At 61.9% G+C, this 20,788-nt stretch carries 22 protein-coding genes; 9 read left to right on the top strand and 13 right to left on the bottom strand.

Annotated elements, in window-relative coordinates; all coding sequences use genetic code 11:
- The first annotated feature begins 2 nt into the window (after window positions 1-2).
- Window positions 3-806 carry a galactan export ABC transporter ATP-binding subunit Wzt/RfbE gene (gene wzt / locus QP909_RS05230; protein WP_005323203.1) on the top strand — a complete coding sequence of 268 codons (804 nt, stop codon included), beginning with the start codon at window positions 3-5 and terminating at the stop codon, window positions 804-806.
- Here the strand turns inward: wzt and QP909_RS05235 are convergent.
- A complete protein-coding gene (locus tag QP909_RS05235) occupies window positions 803-1,525 on the bottom strand; it encodes a GNAT family N-acetyltransferase (protein ID WP_284766414.1) in 723 nt (240 codons plus the stop codon). The two genes, wzt and QP909_RS05235, sit on opposite strands and share 4 nt — an antisense overlap.
- Window positions 1,526-1,565: 40 nt before the next feature.
- Here QP909_RS05235 and glfT1 point away from each other — a divergent pair, with 40 nt between their 5' ends.
- Complete coding sequence (gene glfT1, locus QP909_RS05240) at window positions 1,566-2,489, top strand: galactofuranosyltransferase GlfT1 (RefSeq protein WP_284766415.1); 924 nt, start codon at window positions 1,566-1,568, stop codon at window positions 2,487-2,489.
- On the opposite strand, the gene QP909_RS05245 is transcribed toward glfT1, so the two are convergent.
- Genes QP909_RS05245 through QP909_RS05260 form a run of 4 tightly spaced genes read right to left on the bottom strand, consistent with a single transcriptional unit; the run spans window position 2,486 to window position 4,510 of the window.
- Window positions 2,486-2,635: a hypothetical protein gene (locus tag QP909_RS05245; protein ID WP_284766416.1), complete on the bottom strand. Its 150-nt coding sequence runs from the start codon at window positions 2,633-2,635 to the stop codon at window positions 2,486-2,488. The two genes, glfT1 and QP909_RS05245, sit on opposite strands and share 4 nt — an antisense overlap.
- Before the next feature lie 40 nt (window positions 2,636-2,675).
- Complete coding sequence (locus tag QP909_RS05250; RefSeq protein ID WP_005323207.1) at window positions 2,676-3,116, bottom strand: GtrA family protein; 441 nt, start codon at window positions 3,114-3,116, stop codon at window positions 2,676-2,678.
- 11 nt (window positions 3,117-3,127) lie between these two features.
- Window positions 3,128-4,036: a plasmid pRiA4b ORF-3 family protein gene (locus QP909_RS05255; protein WP_284766584.1), complete on the bottom strand. Its 909-nt coding sequence runs from the start codon at window positions 4,034-4,036 to the stop codon at window positions 3,128-3,130.
- A 9-nt stretch (window positions 4,037-4,045) separates the two neighbouring features.
- Window positions 4,046-4,510, bottom strand: coding sequence for a hypothetical protein (locus QP909_RS05260; protein WP_284766417.1), 465 nt, complete (start codon window positions 4,508-4,510; stop codon window positions 4,046-4,048).
- 34 nt (window positions 4,511-4,544) lie between these two features.
- On the opposite strand from QP909_RS05260, the gene QP909_RS05265 reads away from it, so the two are divergent.
- The 5 genes from QP909_RS05265 to QP909_RS05285 all read left to right on the top strand — a co-directional run bounded on the left by QP909_RS05265 (window position 4,545) and on the right by QP909_RS05285 (window position 12,864).
- A complete protein-coding gene (locus QP909_RS05265; RefSeq protein WP_198492349.1) occupies window positions 4,545-4,820 on the top strand; it encodes a hypothetical protein in 276 nt (91 codons plus the stop codon).
- Between the two features lie 126 nt (window positions 4,821-4,946).
- Window positions 4,947-6,362 (top strand): decaprenylphosphoryl-beta-D-ribose oxidase, encoded by a 1,416-nt coding sequence (gene dprE1, locus QP909_RS05270; protein WP_239279094.1) that lies wholly within the window; start codon window positions 4,947-4,949, stop codon window positions 6,360-6,362.
- A 37-nt stretch (window positions 6,363-6,399) separates the two neighbouring features.
- Window positions 6,400-7,158, top strand: a complete 759-nt coding sequence (gene dprE2 / locus QP909_RS05275; protein ID WP_005329756.1) for a decaprenylphospho-beta-D-erythro-pentofuranosid-2-ulose 2-reductase — start codon at window positions 6,400-6,402, stop codon at window positions 7,156-7,158.
- A 196-nt stretch (window positions 7,159-7,354) separates the two neighbouring features.
- A complete protein-coding gene (locus QP909_RS05280; protein WP_284766418.1) occupies window positions 7,355-9,331 on the top strand; it encodes a galactan 5-O-arabinofuranosyltransferase in 1,977 nt (658 codons plus the stop codon).
- Between the two features lie 74 nt (window positions 9,332-9,405).
- Window positions 9,406-12,864, top strand: a complete 3,459-nt coding sequence (locus QP909_RS05285; protein ID WP_284766419.1) for an arabinosyltransferase domain-containing protein — start codon at window positions 9,406-9,408, stop codon at window positions 12,862-12,864.
- Here QP909_RS05285 and QP909_RS05290 read toward each other — a convergent pair.
- The 3 genes from QP909_RS05290 to QP909_RS05300 all read right to left on the bottom strand — a co-directional run bounded on the left by QP909_RS05290 (window position 12,803) and on the right by QP909_RS05300 (window position 17,110).
- Complete coding sequence (locus tag QP909_RS05290) at window positions 12,803-14,179, bottom strand: PepSY-associated TM helix domain-containing protein (protein ID WP_284766420.1); 1,377 nt, start codon at window positions 14,177-14,179, stop codon at window positions 12,803-12,805. The genes QP909_RS05285 and QP909_RS05290 overlap by 62 nt on opposite strands.
- 63 nt (window positions 14,180-14,242) lie before the next feature.
- Window positions 14,243-15,136: an alpha/beta hydrolase gene (locus tag QP909_RS05295; protein WP_284766421.1), complete on the bottom strand. Its 894-nt coding sequence runs from the start codon at window positions 15,134-15,136 to the stop codon at window positions 14,243-14,245.
- A gap of 39 nt (window positions 15,137-15,175) precedes the next feature.
- A complete protein-coding gene (locus tag QP909_RS05300; RefSeq protein WP_284766422.1) occupies window positions 15,176-17,110 on the bottom strand; it encodes a M13 family metallopeptidase in 1,935 nt (644 codons plus the stop codon).
- Window positions 17,111-17,152: 42 nt separating this feature from the next.
- Here QP909_RS05300 and QP909_RS05305 point away from each other — a divergent pair, with 42 nt between their 5' ends.
- The gene (locus QP909_RS05305; protein ID WP_049377077.1) at window positions 17,153-17,734 is read left to right on the top strand and encodes a hypothetical protein; all 582 of its coding nucleotides are present in this window, start codon (window positions 17,153-17,155) and stop codon (window positions 17,732-17,734) included.
- Complete coding sequence (locus QP909_RS05310; RefSeq protein ID WP_284766423.1) at window positions 17,735-18,586, top strand: PrsW family intramembrane metalloprotease; 852 nt, start codon at window positions 17,735-17,737, stop codon at window positions 18,584-18,586. It begins immediately after the preceding gene.
- Window positions 18,587-18,668: 82 nt separating this feature from the next.
- On the opposite strand, the gene QP909_RS05315 is transcribed toward QP909_RS05310, so the two are convergent.
- The 5 genes from QP909_RS05315 to QP909_RS05335 are packed head-to-tail and all read right to left on the bottom strand — an operon-like array spanning window position 18,669 to window position 20,768.
- Window positions 18,669-18,986 carry a DMT family transporter gene (locus tag QP909_RS05315; RefSeq protein WP_005323220.1) on the bottom strand — a complete coding sequence of 106 codons (318 nt, stop codon included), beginning with the start codon at window positions 18,984-18,986 and terminating at the stop codon, window positions 18,669-18,671.
- On the bottom strand, window positions 18,983-19,342 hold the full coding sequence (locus tag QP909_RS05320) for a DMT family transporter (RefSeq protein WP_284766424.1): 360 nt from the start codon (window positions 19,340-19,342) through the stop codon (window positions 18,983-18,985). The genes QP909_RS05315 and QP909_RS05320 overlap by 4 nt, the downstream gene beginning before the upstream one ends.
- Window positions 19,339-19,650 (bottom strand): MGMT family protein, encoded by a 312-nt coding sequence (locus tag QP909_RS05325; RefSeq protein ID WP_049377080.1) that lies wholly within the window; start codon window positions 19,648-19,650, stop codon window positions 19,339-19,341. Before QP909_RS05325 ends, QP909_RS05320 begins: the two co-directional genes overlap by 4 nt.
- Window positions 19,651-19,655: 5 nt before the next feature.
- Window positions 19,656-20,483, bottom strand: coding sequence for a VOC family protein (locus QP909_RS05330; protein ID WP_049377081.1), 828 nt, complete (start codon window positions 20,481-20,483; stop codon window positions 19,656-19,658).
- Window positions 20,484-20,768, bottom strand: coding sequence for an RNA-binding S4 domain-containing protein (locus QP909_RS05335; RefSeq protein ID WP_005323225.1), 285 nt, complete (start codon window positions 20,766-20,768; stop codon window positions 20,484-20,486).
- Between the last annotated feature and the right edge of the window lie 20 nt (window positions 20,769-20,788).

Here is a 20,788-nt window from a genome sequence, read left to right on the forward strand (position 1 = left end):
TGATGGTCTCGATTGATACGTATAACGCGTGCGTGGACTTTCCCATCTTTGATGCCAAATCCCGCTCGCTAAAGAAGGCCATGCTTTCTTCCGCTGGCGGCGCCATTGGCAAAAACGCCCAGAATACCGTCGTGGTGGAGGCACTAAAGGATATTAACCTGCACCTGCGCGAGGGCGACCGTGTGGGTTTGGTGGGCCATAACGGCGCCGGCAAGTCCACCCTGCTGCGCCTTTTGTCTGGCATTTACGAGCCCACCCGCGGTTCTGCCGATGTACGCGGCCGCGTGGCCCCCGTCTTTGATTTGGGCGTGGGCATGGACCCAGAGGTCTCTGGCTACGACAACATCATTATCCGTGGCCTCTTTTTGGGCCAGTCCATCAAGCAAATGAAGAAAAAGATGGATGAGATTGCGGAGTTTTCTGAACTCGGCGATTATCTCTCCATGCCGCTGCGCACCTATTCCACCGGTATGCGCGTGCGCTTGGCGCTCGGCGTGGTGACGTCCATTGAGCCGGAAATCCTGCTGTTGGATGAGGGCATCGGCGCCGTCGACGCTGCTTTCATGGCCAAGGCCCGTGTACGCCTACAAGAGCTGGTGAAGCGCTCCGGCATCCTGGTCTTTGCCTCCCACTCCAATGACTTCTTGGCGCAGCTGTGTAATACCGCGCTGTGGATCGACCACGGCGAGATCCGCTCGGTGGGCGAGGTTTCCGAGGTCGTCGGGGAATACGAAGGCCCTGAGGTGGGTGAGTACGTGCGCGACCTGCGCGAGCGTTTTGAAAATGAGGACACCAGCGGCAACTAGCTGAGCATACGCAGCAACTGGTCCCCCACACCTTTCACGTCCACCCGCAGCCCTTCCGGCCAGTGATAGTCCGTGGCGCTAAGTCGCGCGCTAACCACCGGCCGGTTAATTTTTTCTGGGCCGGCAGGCTCTTCCTTTTTCTCGGTACTTATGCGGTAGCCCATCTTTTCACTCACCCGGGCTGAGGCAAGGTTGGTCTCTATCCAACTGGTGCGCAGCGAATGCGCATCGAGGTGGGAGAAGGAAAACTCGGCCACCGCTTGGCGGATAAGCGTGCCATAGCCTTGGCTTTGGAAGCGGTGTAATACCCATGATGCGGTTTCCACCTCCCGCGCGGCCGCAAAGTTTTCTGCCACCAAGTCCACCACACCCACCATTTCTTGGGTTTCTACGTCGCGGGCGATGAAATCCAGGGTCCACTTTTGGGGACATAGCTTTGCACGATGCTCCCACCGGTGCTGCGTCATGGCGGCGGGGGTATTCATCTTCTTATCAAAGAGCCAAGGAAAGGCGTGCTCTGGGATATTCGCGCCATAGATATCTGCCGCACCGACTTGGGCCACGCACGCGATGTCTTCATCGCGCATGACGCGCAGGTCGACTCCACGGCCAGTATCATCGCTGGCCCGTATGGTCACCGCAAAAGGCGGCCAGATAATTTCCATACGCTTCACAGTATCCACAAAGCTGCGGTCATATCTACTTTTCGCTTCATCCACGCGGAGTGTTTCTACGCTGGTCCCCTACCCCGGTGGCAAGATGGAACCCATGACTGCCACCCTGACTTCCACCGGTTCCACCGCCGCCGTCATTGTTACCCATCAGCGCGCCGAGCTACTGCGGGCCTCGCTTGAACAGGTAGTCCACCAAACCCACCCCGTGCAGTGGGTAGTCGTGGTGGATAATGGCGCGGAAGATGCGGTGCGCGAACTCGTCGAATCCATGGCGGGTGACCGGGGCGTCTACGTGCCTTCGGAAACCAACCTGGGCGGCGCCGGGGGCTTTGCACTGGGCTTTCTTACCGCTCTTTCTTTGGGCGCCGATGCCGTGTGGTGCGCCGATGATGACGGCCGCCCTGCCGATCACGCGGTACTAGCAGAGCTGTATCGGGTGGCGGAAGCCAACCGCCTACATGAGGTCTCCCCGGCGGTATGCAATATTGACGATCCCGGCCGCCTCGCCTTCCCCCTGCGCCAGGGGCTGGTATGGCGCCGCCGGATGGACGAACTGGAGGGCGATTTCCTGCCCGGCATCGCCTCACTTTTTAACGGCGCGCTGATTTCCGCCGCGGCCATGGAGATCATTGGCGTGCCGGACTACCGGCTGTTTATCCGCGGCGATGAGGTGGAATACCACCGCCGGCTGGTTAATTCCGGTCTCTCCTTCGGCACGGCGCTGACCACCAGCTACCTGCACCCGGACGGATCGGATGAGTTCAAGCCCATCCTGGGCGGCAAGATGCATACCCAGTACCCAGAAGGTGAGTTCAAGCGCTTTTTCACCTACCGCAATCGCGGCTACCTGCTGTGGCAGCGCGGCATGCGCAAGCTACTACCCCAGGAATTTGCCCGCTTTGGCTGGTTCTTCTTGGTCCAGCGCCACGATCCGGCCGGCTTTATCGAATGGCTCAAGCTCCACAACCGCGGGCGCCAAGAAGATTTCCGCCGACCTCACCAGGGCTAGGACGGATCCTGCTTGGCGACGCCCCGGACCCCCGCCTTCCTAAAAATCCAGCGTTGCACCGCAAAATTCACCGCGGTGGCTTTGGCTTGGAAGGTCCAGCGGCGATTGAGCAGATAGGCCGCCCAGGTACCGACGATAAAGCCCACCGCCCGCGCCGCGCCACGTCCGTGAGGAGGCTGCTGCCATCTATTTTTCCTTAAAGATAAAGGCCCTTTGAATGGCAAAATTGGTCACGGTGGCCACGCCTTGGGCGATGACGAAGGCGATGGTGTCTTTCACCGCCCCCTCAAAGCCGAGGGCCATAAGCGGCTCATTGAGCACCCAATACAGAAAGTTTTGGACCGCAAAGGTAGAGGCGTACAAGATGCCCACGGTCGCGGCCGTGCGGCCAGACACCTTGGCCCCAAAGGTCCACCGCGCATTGGCTAGGTAGGCGGCGATGGTGCCAAAGACCCAACCGATGGCCTTGGCGGCGGAACGGTGCAGCCCCAAATAGGTCAATAGCAGCGTGAGACCATAGTCAATGGCGGCGGTAAATACGCCCACGGAAATAAAACGCACCAGCTGGGTGTGCAGCGAGGTGGACGAGGGCTTTACTTCTACGGCGTCGTCAGCGGAATTAGTCACGAGTGAGTAGCCTACCCGCGCAAGAGCGCTCGGTACATGTCCAACCGATCCACCGGCGCGGCGGATTCGGCGCCATAAGCGCCTATCCCGGCCAATTGCTGCAACGACGCCGCACACAGCTCCCGCACGTCGGCGCCGGAGAGCGCCGTGCCATCGTCATTGACCCAGCCGAGCGCATCCATGGTGGTCTCCACGACGGAATCGGTCAGCTCCGCGCCACCCATGCAGGATAGGGCCAGCGCCATGGACCAAAAGGCGTCTTTGCCTTCATGGGTCACCTCGCGCGGCAGGCTGGCGAGCACGCGGGCGGTATGCGGCGTGAGGTCGGTTTCCCTGCCTAGGTCCATCGCTTGCAGCAGCGGGACAAAATCATAGAGTTTGGTGCGCTCAATCAAATTGCGCACGGGGGACGATACCGCGGAAAAGACTTCATCGGTAACTTCCTGCCCGGTCAATTCGCGGTTGACGCTGGTCAGCTCAAAAGGCTGAAAGAGCGATCCGGAGCCACCCACACACAACGCCTCTGGGGTGCCATTATCGCGGGGATAAATCTCGGCTACTACTAGCTCGAAGTCCCACAGTCCCCAGGCGAAGTCGATTTGATCGCCCTCGCGCCACAGGAATTCGGAGGCCTGGCGCTCCGGATCGATGCGCGGGCCACGGGCCTCGGTGTGTTCATAAAAGTGCCAGGGGGATTCCTCCTCCGGCAGGCCAAAGCAGATGCGCAGCACGCGGTGCAGCTCGGTGAAGGTCAGGGCATCGCTAAAACCTATCTGGCGGTGCACCTCGCCATCGGCGCGAATATTCGCGGCTTGGCAAATGATGGTGAGGGGCTCGCGCTTGAGGGATACCACGCCATCGGCGCGTTTGGCCCGCGCCTGTGCGATATCGGTGACCCCTGCGTTCATGAGCCCCACCATACGCAAGTTTTAGGAAGCTAGTTTTGCAATATCCCGTGCTTCTAGCTCACTAATGAGGAACGTCAGCGCCGCACCAATGGCACCCAAGAGGGTCCACGGCCGCTTGGCACCGCGCTTGCGCAGGAACTTCACCATGCGGCGGGAAAGGGCAACGTTCATCCAGCCGCCCAGGATGAGCAGCAGCACCACTGCGGCAAAAATAGCCCACAGCTTGAGGCCTTGATCGGCACTATCCTGCGGCGAGCGCGGCTCATCACCATCCTGCTCAGCGTGCGCGTTGGTGTAGGCCACCAGGGCGCCAAAGCCAAAGAAAGACAAGGTATACGCGGTGATCAAACCGCCCTTGGACGTGATCCAATCCGGATAGGAGGTCGCAATGCCCACGGCGGCAGCCTGGGTGATGCGGCCAGCCAGGGTGTCATCGAGGGCGTAGTTGTCTTGGCGCTGATCGTGCATCTCACGGTTGTTGGTCATAGCGACTACTTTAAGCGGCGGTAAGCTAATGCGCATGTACTCGGAAAAGACAGAGCATATGACGCCGGCGCAACAGGCGGCACAGGATGTGCGCGCGGAGGACGATAAGCGCAACGGCCACTTCGAGGCCACGGAGCATACCGATGTGCCGTTGAGCCCTTTCATGACTCGCCTGATGGCAGAGGAATTGCCCATGCTGGATTCCTCCTCACGGGCTCGCGTCTATGAACTTTTGCGGGAGTATGATGGACCGATTATTGAATCCCAGGAGGAGCTGCCGGAGGAGATCCGCACACTCATGGATCTGTAAACGGGCACATTCGGGCAGTACAAACGTCCGTTTTGTACCGAATATCACTCGGGTCACTCCAACCACCCTCGTGTGAGCTAGGTAGGCTAGAGAAGCGACATAAATCCGTCGAGCAAAGAGTAAGAGATGGAATTACATACCACTGAAAAGTCCCTGCACGGCTGGGGCCGCACCGCCCCGACGACCGCCCACGTTCTCGCCACCGAAGACGTGGACGTCATTAAGAAGGCCGTGGCCCAGGTTGCAGAAGATAACTCGGATAAGCCCGCCCACCTGCGCCGTGGCGTCATCGCCCGCGGTATGGGCCGCTCCTACGGTGACCCCGCCCAAAATGGCGGTGGCCTGGTCATCGACATGCAAAAGCTCAATAAGATCCACTCCATCGACCCGGAGTCCGCTCTGGTGGACGTCGATGGCGGCGTCACCTTGGATCAGCTGATGAAGGCCGCCCTGCCATATGGCCTGTGGGTTCCGGTTCTACCGGGCACCCGCCAGGTCACCATCGGTGGTGCTATCGGCCCGGATATTCACGGCAAGAACCACCACTCCGCCGGTTCCTTTGGTAACCACGTGGTCTCCATGGAGCTGCTCGTGGCCGATGGACGCGTGCTGCACCTGACCCCGGAGGGATCCGAGGATGACCCGAGCGGCGACCTCTTCTGGGCCACCGTCGGCGGCATGGGCCTGACCGGCATCATCCTGCGCGCCACCATCCGCATGACCAAGACGGAAACCGCCTACTTCATCGCGGATACAGACCGCACCGATAACTTGGATGAGACCATCGCCTTCCACTCCGATGGTTCCGAGCACAACTACACCTATTCTTCCGCCTGGTTCGATGTCATTTCACCAGAACCAAAGCTGGGCCGCTCCACCATTTCCCGCGGCTCGCTGGCCACCCTGGCACAGCTGGAAGAGCTCGCCCCGAAGCTGGCCAAGGACCCACTGAAGTTCAATGCGCCGCAGCTGATGACGGTGCCGGATATCTTCCCGTCCTGGACCATGAATAAGCTCTCCCTCTCCGCTGTGGGTCTGGCGTACTACACCATGGGCGCACCGGCGAAGAACCAGGTCAAGAACCTGACGCAGTTCTACCAGCCGCTGGATCTCATCGGCGAGTGGAACCGCGGCTACGGTTCCAAGGGCTTCCTGCAGTACCAGTTCGTGGTACCGACCGAGGCCGTGGAGCCGTTCAAGGAGATCATCCGCGATATGCAGCGCTCCGGCCACTACTCCGCCCTCAACGTGTTCAAACTCTTCGGTGAAGGCAACCGCGCGCCGCTGTCCTACCCGATGCCGGGCTGGAATGTCTGCGTGGACTTCCCCATCCGTCCGGGCCTGGGCAAGTTCCTGGATGACCTGGACCGCCGCGTGATGGAATTCGGCGGCCGCCTCTACCTAGCCAAGGAATCCCGCACCTCCGCGGAGAACTTCCACAAGATGTACCCGGGCATGGAAGGCTGGCTGAAGACCCGCAACGAGATCGACCCGACCGGCGTCTTTGCCTCCGATATGTCCCGCCGCCTCGAGCTGCACTAATCACTGGAAATAACACCTTTAAGGAGATTTACTGACCATGCTTAATGCAGTAGGCCAAGCACAACACATCCTGCTTCTGGGCGGCACCTCTGAGATCGGCCTCGGCGTCGTCTCCGAGTTCCTGCAGCGCGGCCCGGCCAAGGTCACCCTGGCCGCCCGCCCGGAGTCCCCGCGCATCGCCCAGGCCAAGGCTGACCTAGAATCCCGTGGCGCTGACGTAGAGGTCTTGGACTTCGATGCCACCGACTTCGACTCCCACCCAGACGTTATTAATAAAGCCTGGGCCCGCGGCGACGTCGACGTGGCCATCGTCGCCTTCGGCACCCTGGGTGACCAGGAAGAGCTGTGGCAAAACCACGACAAGGCCGTCGCCTCCGCACAGACCAACTACACCGCACCGGTGTCCGTAGGCGTGCTCTTGGGCGAGAAGTTCAAGCACCAGGGCCACGGCACCATCATCGCTATGTCCTCCGTGGCAGGCATGCGCGTGCGCCGGTCCAACTTTGTCTACGGCGCCTCCAAGGCCGGCGTGGACGGCTTCTACATCAACCTGGGCGAGGCCCTGCGCGGCACGGGCGCCAACGTGCTGGTCGTCCGCCCGGGCCAGGTGCGCACCAAGATGTCCGCCGAGGCTGGCGACGCCCCACTGACCGTCAACGTCTCCGACGTTGCCGAGGCCACCGTCAAGGCCGTGCTCGAGGGCAAGCAGTCCATCTTCGTACACCCACTGTTTGAGTACGTGTCTTTGGCATTCAAGTTCATCCCGCAGGCCATCTTCCGCAAGCTGCCGTTCTAAAACGCCGCATCTTTCCGCGCTGGCGCTAGCCGGTCGGCTCGCCTCCGCCCCGCCCCCGCTCTTTCGCCTCGCCGCACACCCCGCGGCGAGGGAAGTGACGGGGGCGGTGGTGTATCAGGAGGACGTCGGCAGGCAAGTACTGTCCTGCCCGCGCCAAATCTGGGTTGTGGGGCTTGGGTATGCGAAACTAATGGGCATGACAAGCACCGCTGTACCCGCCCAGTCAACGCCCGTGAGCGAGGATAACCGCACCGAGGCCTACCGCGCCGATGCGCTGACCCCTCGCGCGACCTTGCTGGGTATTGTGCTGGCCGCCCTGGCCGGTGGCGTGGTAACGCTGCTGGGCTGGTTTGCCTTCAAGACGGTCTCGCTACCGTCCTTTAATACCTCCATGGTCACCCGCGCGTTGACCACGGTGGGTGTGGTGCTCACGCTGGCCCTGGCCGGCGGGCTGTGCGTGTGGTGGCTCTATGACCACTACAAAGATTCCTTTGCCCGGCCGCGCTGGCGGGCCTGGCTGACCTACGCAGTCACCTACCTCTCCCCGGCCCTGTTGACCCTGGCTGCCGTGGGCCTGCCGCTGTCCGCCTCCCGCTTGTGGCTCGATGGCGTGCAGGTGGACCAGGCCTTCCGCACCCAGTTCCTCACCCGTTCGGTGGATGAGATGGGCTATGCGGACATGAACTACCAGGACATGCCGTCCTTTTACCCCATTGGCTGGTTCTGGTTGGGCGGCCGCTTGGGTGCGCTCATGGGAATTCCGGGCTGGGAGGTCTACCAGCCCTGGGCGCTCATCTCCATTGCCGTGGCCGGCTGTATTTTGGTGCCCATCTGGCAGCGCCTGACCAGTTCCCTGCCGGTCGCCACCGCCATCGCCCTGGTGACCACCGCGATTACGCTCACCATCGCAGCCGAGGAGCCCTATTCCGCGGTCATTGCCATGGGGCTGCCCGCCATTGCGGTACTTAGCGCCCGCGCCTTCCGCGGCTCCTGGCTGGCCACCCTGGGAGTAACGCTCTACCTGGGCATTTCCGCTACGTTCTATACCCTTTTCACCGGTGCGGCCGCACTTACCGTAGTCAGCCTCATCGCGCTGTTTACCGCGCTCTATGAACATACGTGGCGCCCCATCCTGCGCCTGGTGATCATGGCGGTAGGCTCCATTGCCATCGCGCTTATCGCCTGGGGGCCCTACCTATGGGCGGTCATGCACTCACCGGCGCCGCTGCAAACCACCGCGCAGCACTACCTGCCGGAGGAAGGCACACAAATTCCAGTGCCTTTCCTGTCTTTCAGCATTGTGGGCTTCCTCTGCCTCATGGGGCTTATTTACATCGTCATCCGCCTCAATGACGTGGAGGTACGCGCGCTGGGCATCTCCCTCCTTGGCACCTACCTGTGGACCGTGGTGTCTATGGTGGCAACCCTGGCCGGTACCACGCTGCTCAGCTTCCGCCTCGAGGTCATCGTGGTGCTCCTCTTTGCCACCGCCGGCATCCTGGCCCTGGCAGAGATTCGTCTACTCGGCGTGCACCGCCTCTACCCGGCGCGTTTCTCCCACACCACCAATAAGCAGATCACCGCGGTCTTTGGCATCATCTTGGCCCTGGCCGGCGTCTTCTATGCGCAGCAGATCCCAGAGGCCAACGAGGACGCCATCGATCACGCCTATAGCGATACCGATGGCTACGGCGAACGCGCGGACCGCTTCACCAGCGATTCCGCCCACTACTACCTAGATATCCACAACTTCATTCAAGACCAGGGCTATACGCCGGATGAAACGGTGGTGCTCACGGATGAGAAGACCTTCATGTCTTATTACCCCTACTGGGGCTTTAACGCCTTTACCAGCCACTACGCCAATCCCTTGGGCGAGTTCAGCACCCGCAACGAGCAGATTGAAACTTGGGCTAATGACTCCTGGGATATGCAGCCGGAGGAGTTCCGCAAGGCCTTGGATTCTGCCGCCTGGCGCGGCCCGGATGTCATGATGTTCCGCGGCGACCTGGAAAATAAGGACGATGGCTTCAAGTTCCACCTGGCAGAGGATATCTATCCCAACCAGCCGAATATTCGCTACCGCGCGGTCTTCTTCAACGCCGACGTTTTTGATGAAGGCTGGAAGTTGCAGCAAACCGGCCCCTTTGTAACAGCCGTTCGCACCAAGTAAGTTCACCCACACTTCCCGCCCGTGGCAGGGTGTGCCCGCGGGCCGAGGGGGTTATCTGACGTAAACTAATCGCCGTGTCAGATAGCCTCACTACGAATACCACCCAAGCGCGACCTGCCGCTGCCGGCTCCCGCTTCACCGCCGCCCCCGCGGGCCTGCGGTGGACCGCAATCATTGCCGGGCTGATTGGTTTCCTGTGTTTTGTAGCGACCCCGCTACTGCCGGTGACCCAAACCCAGTCCTCTTATGATTGGCCGCAGCATGATTCCGTGCAGTCCATCAACGCGCCGCTCATTTCCGTCGCCCCAGAGGACCTGAAGGCCACCATCCCCATCTCCGCAGTCGATGAACTGCGCGAGGGCCAGTCCATGGTCTACGGCACCGTCCCGCCGGAGTCCAAGAAGGCCTCCAACCGCGGCCTTTTCGTCCGCGCGAATGACGAGGGCCTGTCCGTTGTGTCCTTGGATGAGGTGCTGCTTACCCTCAACGCCAAAGAGGTAGCCAAGCTCCCCAAGGACGCCAAAATTGAAATTTCCGCTACGGGCGATGGCACCTCCGTGAGCGTGGGCGATCATGAAAAGACCACCGAGGAGGATCTGCGCCCGCAGGTCACCGGTGTCTATACCGAAATAGACGATAAAGCGGACGTGCAGGCCCTGCTTGACGACGGCCTCAATGTGCACGTCGATATCAACTCCCGCTTCACCTCCTCCCCGACGGTGCTCAAGACCATCGCCATGTGGCTGGGCACCGCTATGATGGTTGTGTCACTGTTCTGCCTATGGCGCATCGACCGCCTCGATGGCCGCCGCTTTGGCTTCATGCCTAAGACGTGGAAGAAGGTGCGCCCGCTCGATGGCGTGGTGGCCGCCGTCTTGGGATTTTGGTATATCTTCGGCGCCAATACCTCCGATGATGGCTTCATCTTCTCCATGAGCCGCGTCTTCGATCACGCGACCTACATGGCCAACTACTACCGCTGGTACGGCGTGCCAGAGGCGCCCTTCGGCGCCCCCTATTATGACCTGGTTGCCGTTCTCTCCCAGATTTCCACCGCCTCGGTCTTCGTGCGCTTGCCCGGCCTGATTTCTGGGCTCATCATCTGGTTTATCCTCTCCCGCGAGATACTCCCGCGCTTTGGCCAGCTTGTCGACGGCCGCCGGGTCGCCCACTGGACCGCGGCGCTTATGTTCTTGGCCTTCTGGCTGCCCTATAACAACGGCACCCGCCCCGAGCCCATCGTGGCGCTTGGCGTGATGTTTACCTGGGCCTCCTTTGAGCGTGCCATTTCCACCCACCGCCTGCTCCCAGCGGCCGTGGGCACCATCGCCGCAACCATCACCTTGGCCGCCGGCCCCACCGGCCTTTTTGCCGTGGGCGTATTCCTCGTCAGCCTGCCGCACCTCTTCCGCACCATGGCCGAGCGCGTGCCTTCCATGGGCGGTGGCGCCCTCGGCTGGCTTTCGCTCATTGCGCCATTCCTGAGCGCTGGCACCGCCATCATGGTCGCCGCCTTTGGTGACCAGACGCTGTCTACCGTGCTGGAATCCACTCGCGTGCGCTCCGAGGTCGGCCCCTCCCTGCCGTGGTACGCCGAGTACGCGCGCTACTCCACCCTTTTCCAGGAATCCGTGGATGGCTCGCTGACCCGCCGCTTCGCGGTCTTCACCATGCTCTTCTGCCTAGTGCTCATCGTGGCGGCCTTTATCAAGGACCGCCGCGTCGTTGGTGCTGCCGTCGGCCCGACCCAGCGCCTGCTCATCATCGTGGCGCTGTCCATGTTCTTCCTCATGTTCACCCCCACCAAGTGGACCCACCACTTTGGCATCTACGCCGGCGTGGCCGGTGTCATCGCCGCCCTCGGTGCTGTGGTGCTCTCTCAGTTTGCGCTGCGTTCGCCGCGCGCTCGCACCTTCGCCATCGCCGCGGTGGTCTTCTTGCTCGCCATCTCCTTCGCCGGCTGGAACGCCTGGTGGTACGTATCCTCCTTTGGCATTCCGTGGTGGGATCGCACGGTGCAGCTCAAGGCCATCGAGGCCAATAAGGTGCTGCTCGCCATCGCCCTTATCATCTTCGCCATCGGCGTGGTGCAGTCCCTGCGCCATAGCTACCGCAAGTCCCAGGCAGAAGAGGCTGGCGCACTCGCTGAGTTTGAAAAGAATGCCGCCGCCAAGGTCTCACGTTCGGCCGGCATCATGTCCGCGCCCATCGCCCTGGCCTGCGCCATCGTGGTAGCCCTTTCTTGTGCTTCCTTTGCCAAGGCCACCGTCTCCCAGGCGGATTCCTACTCCGTGGGCAAGGGCAACCTGGCTTCTCTGCGCGGCAATACCTGCGCGCTGGCGGATCAGACCATGGTGGAGACCAATACCAATGACTCCTTCCTGACCCCGGTGGACGGCGACTTGGGCGATTCCCTGGTGGATGAGGACGAAACCCACACCGGTTTCGATCCGAACTTCATCCCCGAATCCATCGAGCCGGAAAACCAGAACTCCGCCTCCGTGGGTGCCATCGCAGATGGCTCCAGCAATTCCTCCTCCGATAGCGCGGATACTGCCACCTCGGGCGCGGATACCGAATCCGGCGGCGCGAGCGAGTCTTCCGATTCCCAGGAGTCGAAGGATAAGAAGGACAAGAAGTCCAAGGAAACCACCAATACCTCTGAGGGCGGCGTGCGCGGCACCCAGGGCGTCAATGGTTCCACCATGCACCTGCCGTTCAACCTGGACTACACCAAGGTGCCGGTGCTCGGTTCCTATAACGAAGACCAAGACTCCACCTCTGAGGTGACCACTAAGTGGTATAACCTGCCAGAGGCCAAGGACAATACCCCGGTTCTCGCCGTGTCCGCAGCCGGCAATATCTACCACCACGATGTCAACGGGGTGGAGCAAGAAGGCATGGAGCTTCGCCTCGAGTACGGCACCATCGATGACTCCGGCAAGGTCACCAATACCGGCGAGGAAGAACTCTCCGCCGTCGGCGCCACGCCGAAGTGGCGCAACCTGCGCCTGCCGCTGGATAAGCTGCCGCAGGACGCCAACGTGGTGCGCCTGGTAGCCACGGATGATTCCACCGATGAGGAAGATTGGCTGGCCTTTACCCCGCCGCGCGTACCGGAGCTGGATACCATCAATAACCAGTTCTCCAAGGACACCCCGGCGCTGCTGGACTGGGCCGTAGCCCTGCAGTTCCCATGTCAGCGCACCTTCGACCACTTTGCCGGTGTCACGGAAATCCCGGAGTACCGCGTCCTGCCGGATTCCTCGGCGCAGACCTCGCTAACGGACTTCCAGTCCTTCTCCGGTGGTGGCGCCATGTCCACCGCGGAGGCGGTCAACTACTCCTATGAGATCCCGAGCTACCTCAATAATGACTGGGCCCGCGATTGGGGTGCCATTGAAAAGTACGAGCTGCGTACCGATTCACAGGGCAATGCCCCAGTCCCCGCCGAGATCGATTATGAGGACGTTACCCGTTCCGGTCTGTGGAAAGACTCCGAGATGAAGATTCGCCCCGAGGGCGAGGAGTAGTCTCACCTGCGGCAGCGCCTCGGCCCCGCTGCGGGGCGCGCAACCGCCGCACAACCCAATCGCCTAGGAAAAAGATCACAAGCGAGGCGCCAAAGAGCGGCGCGATGATCGAATAGGCCATCACCCCCGCCAGCACGGCGGGGGTAATTTTTAGCTCGGGCAGGCTGCGTCGCGGTTTCTTCCACCACATCCACAGGCCCGCAATGCTCACCACGAGCAGGCCGAGGGCGAGCACCGCCAATGCAACCTGGCTATAGATTCCAAAAAGCGTACCCATGTGCAGCTGGATGAGCCACGAGGTTAGCTGTGCCGCAAGCGGCCAGTCGGCCGAATTGATGCGGTCGATGACCTCCCCGTTCGGAGTAACCGCCACGGCGTCGCTGCGTAACTTGAAGGCCGCACGAGCCTCCCGCACGCCCCACGCATCGCCGGGCTTTTCCGGTGGGGTCATTTCCAGCACTCCGGTCAAACCCTGGCTACGGGCGGTCGATTCTGCAGTTTGGGCTCCGGCGAGTTCTGCGGCACCGTGGTGTCCCGTATGCCCGGCGTGACCCGCGTGCCCGGCGTGGTTGGCATGCTCCCCCGCCCCAGTACTAGCCCCCGCTTCTGCAACGGAGGTCGCCACGGACGGTTCCTTCCAATTAAGTTCCTCCCGCACCTTGCCAATACCTGTGCCCGCCACCAGCGACCATGTCAGGCCGGTAACGGTAAGAAAGAGGAAGCCCGGCAACAACCAGGCACCCACGCGGGCGTGCAGCGCCAGTACCGTGGAGCGCTTCTTCTTATTCCTTTGTTTACGCTTGAGCCACAGGTAGAGACCGAGGATGCTCAGCGCGCCGAGCCACGAGGCCGCAAGTTCGGCATAGAGACGGCCAGGCTCGCCCAACCATAGGGTGCGGTGGCCATTAGAGGCCCACGTACGGAAAGGCAGCGCCCGCGAGCCGCCATATTGTTGTAGTTCGCCAGTGATGTGCAGGTCCACCGGGTCTACAAAGACAGCGTGGGTATAGCTGGAATTGGGGGCGGTGGGGTCGTCGAAAAGCACGCGGGTGGTCTCTTGCGGGTCTTCGGAAGGCTCAACCCGAACCACCGTCCCATCCGGGTGCTGGCGCTGGGCGGCGGCAATCTGTTCATCAAGGCTGCGCGGGCTGCCTTGCGCGGTGGCTGTCACCTCATCGTGGTAAATCCACGGTTCAAAGGTGGGCGCCAAGGCATAGAGAAACCCGCTTAACGCTGCGACAATGAGAAAGGGCGCAATGATTACGCCGGCGAATTTATGCAGGCGCGATAGCGCGCCATGAGTGGATATGGTCATGCGGAACTAGTCGCAATCCTATTGAAACTAGTTCCCTTTTAGCATGGAACCTCCAGGCAATTGTTATTTTTCTAGCTCTCTTGCCAGGAACGCGGCCGCATCCCGCACGCGCTGACGGGCAACCGCCGGGGTAGACACGCGGTGGGTGGAAACATAATCGCGCGCCACGGCGCTGGGCACAGAAACACGCGCAGCAATCTCATCCTCGGTCGCGGTCTGGACGAAAATATCCGGGCAGAGCTTAGAAAGGTCCGCCGGGATTGCATAGCCGGCACGGAGATCCTTAGGCAGATTTGCCAGGGCACCGAAGTCGGGGAAGGTGAGTAGGAGGGCGTCGGCAGGCGCCAGCGCCGCCAGCGCCCCGCCGGAGGAATAACCCCAGGTAGTAACGCTAGAAGCACCCTGCACGCGGGCATAGTCGATGGCTTGCTGCACGGCAGTGACCATCTCCGCCACGGTGTGCTCGGGGGCAAGCGGATAATCCACGTCAATGATGGTGGTGCCGGATAGCTGCGCGGCAGCGGCTACCTCGGGGCGCCACTGCATCTCCAGCGCTTGGCCATCGCCGCGCCACCAGCCGCCCGAATGCAGCGACACCGCCCACCGGCTGGTGGGGGTGCTGGGCCGGAAAATGGCACCCACCTCGGATTCTTCTACGCTAATGTCCTCCGTGTACGCAGTACCTGGCAGCGCATGATCCACCGCAGTACCGAGCACCATCATTGCCGCGTGGGTGATTCGGTCCGGCAAGAGCGCGCAATATTGGTCCGCCTCAGGGGAGCCGCCCCCGGCCCACGGCGGGCGAAAATCCGGGGTGTCATAGTGGGCATCGATATAGGCAACAAGCTGCTCGAGCTGTTCCTTCTCCTCCATCTGGCGGTCTTGGCCGCCGATGTGCCATTCCTGGCCGGGCTCCAGCGGGCGGTGCGGGTCCTGGTTAGCATCTGCGTTAGTCATGCCACCGAGCCTACGCGCACCGCCTACCGGCTAAAAGGGCTACCAGATGGTGACGCGGTCCTCTGGCGCAATGTACATGGCGGAATCCTCCGCTACGTCAAAGGCCTCGTAGAACTCCGCGATATTGGCAGCGATAAGGTTGCAGCGGAACTCCGCCGGCGAGTGCGGATCAATGGCCAGGTACTGGGTGGCCATCTCCGGGCGGATGGCGGTGCGCCACACGCGGGCCCAGGATAGGAAGAAGCGCTGCAGGCCGGTGTAGGTGTGCTCGGCCAACTCCGGCTCGGCGCCGTCTACCTCGAACTTCTCCTCCTTGCCCTGCAGGTCAATGCCCTTATCGGCGCAGTAGTTCTTGAAAGCCACCACGGCGATGCCCAGACCGCCGAGGTCACCGATATTCTCGCCCAGGGTGAAGCTGCCGTTGACACCGGTGGAGTCGATGCCAGCCTCCTTGAGCACCGTCGGTACCTGACCATTGAACTGCTCCACCAGCTTGGCGGTGAGCTTGTCAAAGGCCGTGCGGTCCTCCTCGGACCACCAGGAGTTCAGGTTGCCCTGGCCATCAAATTGCGAGCCCTGGTCATCAAAGCCATGTCCGATCTCATGGCCGATGACGGCACCGATGGCGCCGAAGTTTTCTGCGGCATCGGCCTCCGGGTTATAAAACGGCGGGCGCAGGATGGCGGCCGGGAAGGTGATGTCATTGACCACCGGGTTATAGAAGGCATTGACCGTCTGCGGGGTGGTCACCCATTCATCGCGGTCGGCCGGCTTGCCAATCTTGGCCAGCTCAAAGTCATGGGAGAACGCGGAGCCGGCGCGGGCATTAGCCAGCAGGTCCGCGCCCTTGCCAGAGACCTCGAGCCCGGAGTAATCGCGCCAGGAATCCGGGAAGCCAATCTTGGCCTTGAACTGGGAAAGCTTTTCCAGCGCGCGCTCGCGGGTGGCCGGCGTCATCCACTCCAGCTGGGAAATGCGCTCACGGTAGGCGGCGATGAGGTAGTCCACCAGCTCATCCATCTCGCGCTTGGAAGAGGCCGGGAAGTGCTTATCCACGAATACCTGGCCAATCTCTTCGCCCACGAGGGACTCGGCTAAGCCCACGGCGCGCTTCCAGCGGTCGCGCTGCTGGGTAGCGCCGGAGAGCTTGGTGCCATAGAACTCGAAGTTCTTCGCGCCTACTTCCTCCGGCAACATGGCCGCGCGGGAGCGCAGGATGTGCCAGGTGGCCCACAGCTGCCAATCGGCCATGCGAGCGGTGGTAAAGAGGCTCTCGAAGTGCTCGAGGTAGGACGGCATCATATTGACCACGCGGTGCTCTGGCAGGTTGCCGCCAGAGAGCAAAGCGCGGGTCATGGTGGGCAGCTCGCTAAATTCGCAGGGGTTATAGGTCTTGACCGCATCGCGGGTGGAGACCACGTCCCAATGGCCAGCGGCCAGCTCCTTTTCCAAGCTGACGATGCGTTGGGCGGCTACCTCGGCGCCCAGGCCAAAGAGGCGGGCTGGGTCGAGGAATTCCAGCATCTCGGCCACGTGCTTTTCATAAGCGCTCAGCGTTTCCGCGTGGGCTTCCTCGCGGTAATAAGCTTCATCCGGCAGGCCCAGGCCGGATTGAATGACATAAGCAATGGCGTCCTCGGAACCGGAGTCCTTGGACACCCAGAAGGTCACCGGGGAGCCAACGCCGGTGCGCTCAAGCTCACCCAGGCGCTGCGCCAGTTCTTCCGGGTCGGCCGCGCTCAGGCGGTCCAGATCCGCGTCCAATGGAGCCATGCCGGCCGCGTTGACTCCCTCGGTATCCATAAAGGAGGCATAGAGCTTGCCCGGGCGGCCGGTGTCCTGGTCCACGATCTCGTGCACGAGTTCCTCCGCCTCATCGCGCAGCGCGTGGAAGGTGCCATCCACGCCGCGATCATCGGGAATGACGTGGCTTTCCAGCCAGGGTCCATTGACTAGTTGATAAAGATCTTTCATGCTTGCCACTCTAGGTCAAAGCAGCAAGATAAGGTGTGGGCTATGGAATTTTATCGCTTTCCTCCAGCGCATCCGCGGCGCCTTTTCCTCGCCGTTATTGCGTTCGTGGCGGTGGTTCTCGCTCTGCCCACAATTGTGCAGGCGGCGCTGGCGGATTCCTCCGCGGACGTCGAGCAAGTCACCCTGACCGAGCCCAGCCAGGACTGGGAGATTGACGTTCCCGATCTCTACTGCGAGCGAGATTATGAATCCCTCGCCAGCATCGGCTGGATCTGCGGCGATGTCAGCGTGCAGGCCACCCTCACCGAGGATGCCAAGGACGATGCCACCACCTTGCGCCGCATGGTCCGCGCCCTCGCCATGGCTTCCCTGCCGGCCGACGCCCCCACCTTTGACGGCACGAATGGAGCGCTCCTGCTTGCCGACGCCCCCTCCTCCACCGCTGCCCTCTCCCTCGACGGCACCGGCGAGGATGAAAACAAGGATTGGGTGGTCACCGTGACCGGAAAGGGCGATCAGGCCCGGGCCACCACCTCGCGCATCTGGCATGCCTTCGGCCAAGAGGAATTACCCGCCGATGCTGATGCAGAATTCGCTGACTTCTCCGGGGAGTTGATGTACTAGATGTCCAAGCTCTTTCGCACCACGCTGTGGATCCTCTCCGGTGTTGGCCTCATTGCATTCTTGGTCCAGACGTTGAGCACATTCTTAATCTCTCCCCTGATGGGCCTGCTCAGCCTGCTCATCGCCGCCGTGCTCGCAGCGCTGGTCATCTACCTGCTGCAACGCAGCCCCATGTGGGCACGCCCGGCGCGCCTGTGGGCCCTACTGGCTTTCCTTTGGGGCGGCGGTGTGGCCGTAGCCTTAGCGCTTATCAGCTCCGGTCCTGTCATGCAGCTCGCCATCGGCACCGGCTGGGTCGATGCCATGATGTCCTGGAGCGGCGCCTACCCAGAGGAAATTTCTAAGGCCACCGGCGTTATCTTCGTGCTCATGTCCTTCCGCCAACTCAACCGCCCGTGGCATGGCTGGATGGTGGGCGCAGTGGTGGGCCTGGGCTTCGAGGCCTGCGAAAACATCCTCTACGGCGCCATGGGTGCCACCATGCATCCCGATAGCGATATCCAGGGCTTATTTGAGATGTGGGGCCTGCGGCTCATCGCCGGCCCTGGCCTGCACGTCTTGCTCACCGCGCTGGCCGGCTGGGGCATCGGCTGGGCGCTCTATGCCGCGGCCAAGCCGCTGTGGTGGCGCATCGGTGTCTTTCTCGGCTGCCTCGCCGCCGCGTTCCTCCTCCACTTTTGCTGGAACTACCTGCACGATTCCGAGGTCGCCGCCATCATCCAGGCCGTCACGGTAGCGCTTATCCTCTACCCGCTGAGCATATGGCTGGTGCTGCGCGGCAATAAGCTCGCCAGGTCCGATGAGAGCTATAGCCACAGCACTGCCGACGACGCCCTCGCCTACATCCGCTAAATCTCGCCGCCTTCATACAAAACAAGCACGTTTCGCCCTTTTCATGCTCCGTGAGAGACGAAACGTGCTTGTTTTGTCAGTGCTATGCCCCGGCTTCTACGAGCAGGACTCCCCCGACAATGAGCACCACGCCGAGGGATTTCAGCCAGGTAAATGGCTCCTTGAATAGGAGGTAGGAGGCAATGGCGGTCAGGGCAACACCGGTGGCTGCCCAGATGCCGTAGGCCACACCCAGATCCATGCCGGCCTTGAGCACAAGCGCCAAGAAGCCGTAGGCAGAGACATAGCACAGGGCAACGAGCGCCACCCAGAAGCGGCGGCCGGTTACCGCGGACATGCGCAGGCACAGCGTGCCTGTGACCTCAATGGCGGTGGCGAGGAAAAGGAGGAACCAGATCATTGCGGCGCCACCTCCACGGTGCGGTCGTGGTCCTTGTCCGACTTAGCGCCCATTTCTACGCAGAAAACGCCGCCCATGATGAGCGCAATGCCGGTGAATTTTACTGCGCCAAGCGGCTCGCCAAATAGCGCGGCGGAAAGTAGAGCAGTGGAAATGACTCCACCAGATGCCCAGAGACCGTAGGCCACGCCCACGTTGACGCCTTCTTGCATCACGCGGTGCAGCAGCACGAAGGCAAGGATGAAGCAAAAAGCGGCCACGCCGTAGATCCAGAAATGGTCCACGGCGTACTTCAGCGCGACGGTGCCCACGACCTCGCTGGCAATCGCGAGAAAAAGAATGACCCAGGCCCTCACTCCATCAACTCCTGTAATTCGCGGGCGTCGATTCCGTGCTCGTGCATTTTAACGCGGCCGTTGGCGTGCGCGATGGCCTCGCGATCCCAGAACTCCGCGGCGCGGGCGGGATCGTGGGAGGCGCCATCGGCGCGGACAACGCGCCACCAAGCGGTATTGGCACCGCCGCCGTGGCGTTTTAACACGGTACCGACGTTGCGCGCACCGCAGTCGGCCACCTTGGCCACCTCACCATAGGAGGTGACGTTGCCGGGCGGAATCACGGCAACGACCGCCAATACACGTTTGACCAGTGGCGATTCACTCATCGCAATTATTGCGGGTCGAGGCCCAGCACATCATCCGACTCGGTGGGCTCTTCTTCGGGGGCGTCTTCGACCTCGGTGAGGGTGATGGTTGCACCGGTGGAATCGGCCAAAAGGCACATGCGGCCGAAGGGCGAATCCCACGGTTCGCGGATGACCTCGCCGCCTAGTTCCACGGCCTTCTTCGCAGCGGCGTCGATATCGCGCACGCCCAGGTAGGTCTGCCAGAAGCTCGGGACCTGCGCCGGGAACTGCCCCTCGGCGTTCCACAGGCCGGCAAACGGCGCACCGTCTTCTTCCGCGGTAGCGTAGATAAAGTTCTCATCCTCGGACTGCATGGCGCGGATTTCCCAGTTGAATAGCTCGCCATAAAAATCCATTGCGCGCTGGAAGCCCGAGGTTGTGGTGAGCTCGTGCCAGACCGGGGTGCCGGGCTCGCCGGCGGCCACGAAGTGCTCCGGGCCGGCCGGTTGGATGAGGCCAAACATGCCCCCGGCGGCGTCGACAAGCAGGGCCATGTGCCCCAGCTGCACCTGCTGCGGCTCCACAAGGATGCGCCCGCCGAGGTTCTGCGCGCGCTGGCAATCGCCCGCGATGTCCTTGGACAGGAAGTAGGTCACCCACGTATCCGGCATGGGGGCCTCCTCCGGCTGCGGGATCAGCCCAGCGATGGGCAGGCCCTGCAGGCGCGCCATCTGGTACGGATTATCTTCGCCGGACTCGGCGGAAATTTCCCAGCCCAGCACCTGCTCGTAAAAGTGTGCGGACTTGCGCGGGTCCGAGGTGGTCAGGTCGATCCAGTAGGGCATGCCCACTTCAGCTTCGAATGCTGGCATCTACATATTCCTCCACTTTTCTGGATCAAAGTCATCGTCGGCCGTGGCCTCATCGAAGTAATCATCGTCATCGTCCGGCTCGCCCACGCGCGCGCAGGCGTCCTCGATGCACACTTCATCGCCTGGGTGGAGCATGGCGCCCCGGCGCGTCTCGGGCTCGCCATTGACCGTAACTACGCCTTCTGCGATGAGCTCTTTAGCTTCGCCACCGGTAGCCACCAAGCTGGCCAGCTTGATGAACTGGCCCAATTTGATGGAGTCGCCATTGATAGGAATGTCTAGCATGCCGCCCAGCTTACCCAGCC

The sequence above is a fragment of the Corynebacterium sp. MSK195 genome, from assembly GCF_030228885.1.
Lineage (GTDB): Bacteria > Actinomycetota > Actinomycetes > Mycobacteriales > Mycobacteriaceae > Corynebacterium.